The organism is Amycolatopsis sp. NPDC021455 (genome assembly GCF_040640995.1).
Lineage (GTDB): Bacteria > Actinomycetota > Actinomycetes > Mycobacteriales > Pseudonocardiaceae > Amycolatopsis.
Genome location: NZ_JBFACT010000142.1, coordinates 1 through 7,055, shown reverse-complemented (window position 1 = coordinate 7,055; position 7,055 = coordinate 1). Strand labels below are relative to the sequence as shown.

Annotated in this window: 8 protein-coding genes; 4 read left to right on the top strand and 4 right to left on the bottom strand. The window is 74.1% G+C overall.

Annotation, left to right across the window (positions count from 1 at the left end; genetic code table 11):
* Positions 1 to 585: cation transporting ATPase C-terminal domain-containing protein (locus AB0G28_RS48890; RefSeq protein ID WP_361106429.1), on the top strand; the 585-nt coding region annotated here is incomplete at its 5' end.
* On the opposite strand, the gene AB0G28_RS48885 is transcribed toward AB0G28_RS48890, so the two are convergent.
* Complete coding sequence (locus tag AB0G28_RS48885; RefSeq protein WP_361106427.1) at positions 521 to 955, bottom strand: hypothetical protein; 435 nt, start codon at positions 953 to 955, stop codon at positions 521 to 523. The genes AB0G28_RS48890 and AB0G28_RS48885 overlap by 65 nt on opposite strands.
* Positions 956 to 974: 19 nt before the next feature.
* Positions 975 to 1,874: a universal stress protein gene (locus tag AB0G28_RS48880; protein ID WP_361106426.1), complete on the bottom strand. Its 900-nt coding sequence runs from the start codon at positions 1,872 to 1,874 to the stop codon at positions 975 to 977.
* A gap of 230 nt (positions 1,875 to 2,104) precedes the next feature.
* Here AB0G28_RS48880 and AB0G28_RS48875 point away from each other — a divergent pair, with 230 nt between their 5' ends.
* Both AB0G28_RS48875 and AB0G28_RS48870 read left to right on the top strand, forming a co-directional pair.
* Entirely contained in the window at positions 2,105 to 3,106 is a 1,002-nt protein-coding gene (locus tag AB0G28_RS48875) for a zinc-binding alcohol dehydrogenase family protein (protein WP_361106431.1), read from the top strand.
* 229 nt (positions 3,107 to 3,335) lie between these two features.
* Complete coding sequence (locus AB0G28_RS48870) at positions 3,336 to 4,217, top strand: universal stress protein (RefSeq protein ID WP_361106424.1); 882 nt, start codon at positions 3,336 to 3,338, stop codon at positions 4,215 to 4,217.
* Between the two features lie 141 nt (positions 4,218 to 4,358).
* Here AB0G28_RS48870 and AB0G28_RS48865 read toward each other — a convergent pair whose 3' ends face one another.
* Both AB0G28_RS48865 and AB0G28_RS48860 read right to left on the bottom strand, forming a co-directional pair.
* Positions 4,359 to 4,850: an RICIN domain-containing protein gene (locus tag AB0G28_RS48865; RefSeq protein WP_361106421.1), complete on the bottom strand. Its 492-nt coding sequence runs from the start codon at positions 4,848 to 4,850 to the stop codon at positions 4,359 to 4,361.
* Between the two features lie 114 nt (positions 4,851 to 4,964).
* Positions 4,965 to 5,981, bottom strand: a complete 1,017-nt coding sequence (locus AB0G28_RS48860) for a hypothetical protein (RefSeq protein WP_361106418.1) — start codon at positions 5,979 to 5,981, stop codon at positions 4,965 to 4,967.
* Between the two features lie 165 nt (positions 5,982 to 6,146).
* On the opposite strand from AB0G28_RS48860, the gene AB0G28_RS48855 reads away from it, so the two are divergent.
* Positions 6,147 to 7,055: HAD-IC family P-type ATPase (locus tag AB0G28_RS48855; RefSeq protein WP_361106415.1), on the top strand; the 909-nt coding region annotated here is incomplete at its 3' end.

Below are 7,055 nucleotides of genomic sequence, written 5' to 3'. Positions count from 1 at the left end.
ATCGTGCCGGTGCAGATCCTGTGGATCAACATGACCACGGCGGTGTTCCTGGGCCTGACGATGGCGTTCGAACCGACCGAGCCCGGCATCATGCGGCGCCCGCCGCGCCCGCCGAAACGGCCGTTGTTCACCGGGTCGCTGCTGCGCCGGGTGGTGCTCGTCTCGCTCCTGCTCGTCGTGGCGGCCTTCGGCGCGTATCGCCTGCAGCTCCTGTCGGGGGCTTCCGTGGCGGAAGCGCGGACGACCGCGATCAACGTGTTCGTCGGCGTCCAGGCGGCTTACCTGCTCAGCTGCCGCTCGCTCGACCACCCCGTGCTGCGCGCGTGGCCGGGACACAGCCGGATGTTCGCGCTGGGCCTGGGGTTGACGGCCGGGCTGCAGGTTTCGCTGACGTACCTGCCGGTGATGAACACGTGGTTCCACACCGCGCCCGTCGGTGCGGTGTCCTGGCTGTGGGTGTTCGGTGCCGCGGCGGTGGCGTTCGCGGTGGTGGAGGCGGACAAGCTGCTCTGGCTGAGGCTCAGCGGGGGCGCGGCGCGGGGAGACCGGCCGCGGTCAGGGCTTCCCAGAGGGGCTTCGCGTTGAATCGGCGGGAGCCGAGTCCTTCGACGAACTGGCAGCCGTAGCTTTCCGCGGTGAGGGTCGTGGTCCGGCCCTGGGTGTCGAGGAACCGCAGTTCGAAGCTCGGTCCCAGTTCGAGGGTGCAGGCGATGTCGTCCGGTGGGGTGGGCAGGGCGCACGCGGCGGCGGCGATCTTCTTGATCGCGGCCACGTCGGTGGTGCGGGTCTCGCCGGAGGTGCGTCCCGGGGGCGTGTAAAGCGGGCCGCGGTCGACGAGTTCCCGAGGCGCGTACGACGGGGAGCACAGTGCCTCCGTGCTCCCGGACCCCGGTGCGGTGTGGCCGCACGCGGTCGCACCCAGGACCAGAACGAGAACGGCTGACAGCTTGCGCATGCTTCCGGGACGGAACTGCTCAGGTGCCGGGTTGCATCCGCGGTGCGGAGGTGGTGCGCACGAGGTACACCGGGCACGCGGCGTTGTGCAGCAACGCCTGGCCGGTGGAGCCCAGCAGCAGGCCGGGGAAGCCGCCGCGGCCGCGGTCGCCGAGCACGACGAGCTGCGCGGCCGAGCTGCGTTCGATCAGTTCGCGGCGCGGGTGGCCGCGGACGACGACCCGTTCGATGCGGATGCCGCCGGCGTCGTGTTCGCCGGTGAGGTCGCCGAGCAGCCGCTCGCCGGCGTCGGTGAAGGTCCGCGGGTCCAGGTGCGGTTCTGCTTCCGGGCGCGGCGGATCGTCCGCCGACGCGTGCACCACGACCAGGCGGGCTTTTCGTGCTGTCGCCTCGGCGACGGCCGTGGTGAGGATCCGGCGGCTCGGTTCGCTGCCGTCGATGCCGGCGACGACCGGCCGGTCTTCCACGCCGGGTTCGTCCCAGGAGTCGCCGCGGACCACCACGACGTCGGAGGCCGCGTGCGCGCCGACGGCCGAGGCGACCGAGCCGGCGAGGAGGCCGGTGAGCCGGCCGCGGCCACCCGAGCCGACCACGACCAGCGCCGCCGTCCGCGACGCCTCGATGAGGGCCTGGGCGGCCCGGTCGGGATGCAGCCGCGTGGTCACGGCCGGCGCGCCCTGCGCTTCGGCGATCTCCCGCGCCGCCCGCAGGTAGCGCTGCCCGTGCGCGCGGAGGACGTCTTTCATCTCTTCCGGCGGCGGGACGACGCCGCCGGCGAGCAACGCCGAGAAGTCGAGCGCGTGCACGATCTCCAGCGGGAGGTCGTGGAGCCGGGCGGCGCGGCCGGCCCAGCGGACGGCGTCGAGCGCCTCGCCGGACCCGTCGGCTCCGGCGACGATCGGTGGTTTCGGCGTGTTCATCGGTGGCTCCCGGTATGGCGGTCCTGCCCCGACGGTAGGGCGGCGGCGGGCCCGGCCGCCGTGGCCGGAAGTCCTCCGGGGCGGGGACTTCCGGCCACGACCCGGCGGGAGGGCAGGGCCGGACGTCCCGGACCGGGAGGACCCCGGCCCGTGGCGCCGCCGCGGCCGGCGGCGCATCCTGGCCCGGGCGCACCCGAAAGCGAGGAGTTCCGATGACCCTGCCGACGACCATGGCCGCCTGGCGTGTCACCAGGCCCGGCCCCATGCCTTCTGGCCCGCTCGAACGGTCCCGGGTGCCGGTGCCGCGGCCCGCCGCCGGCGAGCTGCTGGTGCGGGTGCTGGTGTGCGGCGTGTGCCGGACCGACCTGCACGTCGCGGAGGGCGACCTGCCGGTGCACCGGCCGGGGGTGACACCGGGGCACGAGGTCGTCGGCGAGGTCGTCGGGCTCGGCGACGCCGTCACCGGGTTCGGCGTGGGCGACCGGGTGGGGATCGCGTGGCTGCGCGAGACGTGCGGGACCTGCCGGTACTGCCTGCGGGGCCGGGAAAACCTGTGTCCGGGATCGCGCTACACCGGCTGGGACGCCGACGGCGGCTACGCGGAGTTCGCGGTGGTGCCGGCGGCTTACGCGCTGCCGTTGCCCGCCGGCTACTCCGACGACGAGCTCGCGCCGCTGCTGTGCGCGGGGCTGATCGGCTACCACGCCCTCGTGCGGGCCGAGGTGCCGGAGAACGGCAGGCTCGGCATCTACGGCTTCGGCGGGAGCGCCCACCTGACCGCCCAGGTGGCGATCGCCCGCGGCGCCACAGTGCACGTCATGACGCGCAGCGCCGAAGCCCGCGAGCTCGCGCTGGAGCTGGGGGCGGCGTCAGCCGGGGAAGCCGCCGACCCACCGCCCGAACCCCTGGACTCGGCGATCCTCTTCGCGCCCGTGGGCGAACTGGTGCCGCCCGCGCTGGCCGCCCTGGACCGCGGCGGGACGCTGGCCATCGCGGGCATCCACCTGTCCGACGTGCCGCCGCTGAACTACCAGCAGCACCTGTTCCAGGAGCGGCAGGTGCGCAGTGTCACGGCGAACACGCGGGCCGGTGCGCGGGAGTTCCTGCACTTCGCCGGAACGCATCACCTCAGCGTCAGCACCGTGCCCTACGCGCTGGCCGGCGCGGACCAGGCGCTGGCGGACCTCGCCGCGGACCGCGTGAACGGCGCGGCGGTGCTCCGGGCCGGCTGAGCCCGGCAGCAGCCGGACGGTCACGGCTGCCCGGCCGCGGCCGGCGCCGCCACGACGTCTCGCCGTTCTCGTGGCATCACGGATACCTCCTCGAGTCCCACGATGCCGGGCGGGCCGGGAGCGCGGAGCGGCCGAAGGTCACTCGGTGCGGGGACGAACGACCGCAGCGACGGCGACGGCGCCGGCCCTACCGTCGGGTTCACGACCTGGAACCCCGGAGGGAAACGTCATGAGCGCAACCGGAAACGCGCCGATCGTGGTGGCGGTGGACGGCTCGGAAACGGCCGCCGCGGCCGCGTTGTGGGCGGCCGGGGAAGCGGCCCGGCGGCACGCTTCGCTGCTCGTCTTCACCGCCTACGGCATCGAAGACCCGGCCTTCGGCGGCAAGCTGTACCCGCCGTCGGACTGGCTGGCGATCAAGGAAGCCGAAGCCGGCGAGCTGCTGCGCCGGACGCGGGCGACGCTCGAAGCCGCGGTCCCCGGGCTGGCGATCGCCACCGAGGACAGTGACCGTGGGCCGGTCCCGGCGCTGCTGGAGGTGTCGGATCGGGCCCGGCTGCTGGTCACCGGTGAGCCCGTCGGCCCGATCGCCGGGCTGTTCAGCGGTTCCCCCGACGTGGATCTCGCCGCTAAGGCGCACTGCCCGGTGGTCGTGGTGCGCGGGCGCGAGAGCGTCGACGGCCCGGTGGTCGTGGGTGTCGACGGCAGCCCGCTGAGCGAAGCGGCGATCGCGTGGGCGTTCGAGGAAGCCTCGCTCCGCAACGCCCCGCTCGTGGCGCTGTACACCTGGCACGACGGCGACACCGCCGGCCTGTTCAGCGACGGCAATGTCGCGTTCCAGGGCGAATCCCTGCGCGACTCCGGCCGCCGGTTGCTCGCGCAGCGGCTGGCCGGGTGGCAGGAGAAGTACCCGGACGTCCCGGTCGAGCGCCGCGTCGAGCACGACAAGCCGCGCCACCGGCTGCTTTCCGCGAGCCAAGGCGCCCAGCTCGTCGTCGTCGGCAGCCGCGGCCGGGGTGGCTTCAGCGGGCTGGTGCTGGGCTCGACGAGCCAGGCGTTGCTGCACCACGCGGCCTGTCCGGTGATGGTCGTCCGCGCCGAAACCGCCTGAGCGGCAGGGAGTTCCCGCCATGACCACGGTTTCCGCGGCGTCTCCCGCACCTGTGGGACGGTGTGGTCGAGGTTCGCAATCGCCTCGGCTACGTGTGGAACGACGTGGCTTGAGCCGTGCTTTCCCAGCCGGAGGGCGGTGTCAGGGGTAGTCCCAGTGCTGGTTCTCGACCGAGCTGCACGGCCACGCCAGGACCGTGGAGTGCGGGACACCGCCGGAGTAGTCCTGGTCGAGACACGATCCACTGCGGACGTTCTGGAAAACGAAGTCGCCGTCGGCGACTCTGGTCAGCCGCCAGTGCTGGTTGTCCGTGGCGCTGCAGGGCCAGGCCAGGATCGTGGAGTGCGGGACGCCGCCGGAGTAGTCCTGGTCGAGGCACATGCCGCTGCGGGCGTTCCGGAACCGGTTCGTCCCGTCGGAGAGGATTTCCCACTCCCACTTCTGGTTTTCCGCCGCACTGTTGCAGGTCCAAGCCAGCACTGTGGAGTGTGCGGTGCCCCCGGAGTAGTCCTGGTCGAGACACGAGAAGCTGCGCTGGTTCTGCCACCGGTAAGTGGACACGGCGCTTGCCGTGCCGGCGAAGGCGGTGGCCAGTGCCACCACCGTGGACAAGATCGCCGCGGTTCTCCGCATGAACCCTCCGGGAGCAGCCGGTGTGCCGGACGCGGCAGTCTTGCACCCCGGCCGGGCGGGGCACAAGCGCGGAAAACCCGGCCACAGCGGGTATTCCGGCAAACGGCGGAGCGGTCAGCGGCCGCGCAGCCGCTCCGGGATCGGCAGGCCGACGCCCCGAGGGCGGGGGAGCGGCCGCAGGACTTCGCCGATCGGCCGTCGCGATGTCGCCGGAAGCGGAGGCCTGTCCTTCGGCGGGTAGCCGACACGCACGACCAGCTGCGGCTCGAGCCGTCCACCGAGGACGCAGTCGCGGACCAGGTTGCGCGTGCTCGTGAGCTCGAACGGTTCGCTGTACACGCACGAGGCCAGGTTCAGCCGGGTCGCGGTGAGCAGCACGGCGCTGGCGGCTTCACCGGCGCGGAGGCGGTCCAGCGGCGTATCGCCTCGCGCGGCGAGGATGGTGAGGACCGCGCCGTCGGGGCCCGCCGTGTCGGGGAGCCGGGCGCCGGCGAACTCGCGGATCCGGAGGCCGGGGCGGGGTGCGAGCGCCACTACCGCGTTCCGGGCGGGCACGCCGTCCGGGGCGTGGTCGCGGCCGCTCCACGCCGCCAGCTCGATCTCGTAGTCCGGGTCGGCCCGGTGCAGGCCGGCGGCTTCCGCGGCCGCGGAAGTGAGTGCCGAGCGGTGGGGTGCCTCCGTCACGACGCGCAGCTCCGCGCCTTGGTCGGACGCGCTCTTCCGCAGGACCACCTCGTCGCGTGCCGGCAGCGGCCGGTCGTCGAACGGGCGCCGGTCCGAGCGGCGCCGGGGAATGGCCGCGGCGAGGGCGATGTCGGCGTCGCGCGTGTCGTGGGGCACCAGGTCGATCCTCGCCAGGAGACCGGGCTCGGGGAACCTGCTGATCCGCGCCGCCCACCCCATCGCCGCCGCGGCGACCGTGAAGTGGTGCAGTGCGCAACCACAGCTGACGAGCAGGTCGCGGCCGTCGGGATCGGTGTGGCGCAGGCGGCGGCACGCGTCGGCGCGCAGCTCGACCGTGCGGCCGCCCCAATGCCACTGCCACGGCTGCGAGTTGTGCACGGAAGGGGCCCTCACCGCGAGCGCGACGGCCGCTCGCACGGTGTGGGTGTCCGGCGTCGTCGAGTCCATCGCTCCTCCTCGGATCGGCTTGCGCCCATGCTCGCCGCGGCGGCATCCGGGCCCCAGAGTCGAAGGGCATGGCGGAGGTCACCTCGTCGAGGACGTTCGGCCCTTTCCCGCCACCGGGGCCGCGACCGAAGCTGGGCGCCGCGGCCGACGGCGGGAGGAAGGACCATGCAGCGGACTCCGGCCGACCGGACGCGGCTGCGGGAGGCGGGCCTCTTGGCCGTGGTCGTCCTGCTCGTCGCGGCCGGCGGCATCGCGTGGTGGGCGGGCACGCCGAAAGCCGCGGACGTCGTCTGGGCGGCCGCCGACGTGGTCACCCTGGTTCCGGCCGTGGTGTGGGTCGCGGCCGACCTGCGCGCGCGGCGCTGGGGTGCCGATCTGCTCGCCGTGCTCGCGCTGGTGGCCACCGTCGCGGTGGGGGAGTATCTCGCGGGTGCGATCGTCGCGGCGATGGTCGCCACCGGACGCCTCCTCGAAGCGGGCGCGCAGCGCCGGGCGAGCCGGAACCTGACCGCGTTGCTCGACCGGGCGCCGCGGGTGGCGCACCTGCGCACCGCGACCGGCCACGAAACCGTCCCGGTCGATACCGTGGTGCCCGGCGACCTGATCGTGGTCCTGCCGGGTGAGGTCGTGCCGGTGGACGGCGTGCTGCCCGGCGGCGGGACGTTCGACGAGTCGGCGCTGACCGGCGAGCCGCTCCCGGTGTCCCGGCCCGCGGGCGACACCGTCCACAGTGGAGTGGTGAACGGCGGCGCCGCGGTCGATGTCCGGGCGAGCGCGGCTGCGGCCGACAGTGCCTACGCCGGGGTCGTGCGGCTTGCCGAGCAGGCGGCCGCCCGTACCGCGCGCGTCGCCCGGATCGCCGACCGCGTCGCGGTCTGGTTCCTGCCGGCGTCCCTGCTGATCGCCGCGCTCGCCTGGCTGCTGACCGGGAAGGCGGATCGTGCGGTCGCGGTCCTGGTGACAGCGACGCCGTGCCCATTGCTGCTGGCCGTCCCGATCGCGGTGACCGGGGGTATGTCCCGGGCGTCGAAGGCCGGCGTGGTGGTCAAGGACGGCGCCGCGCTCGAAGCCCTC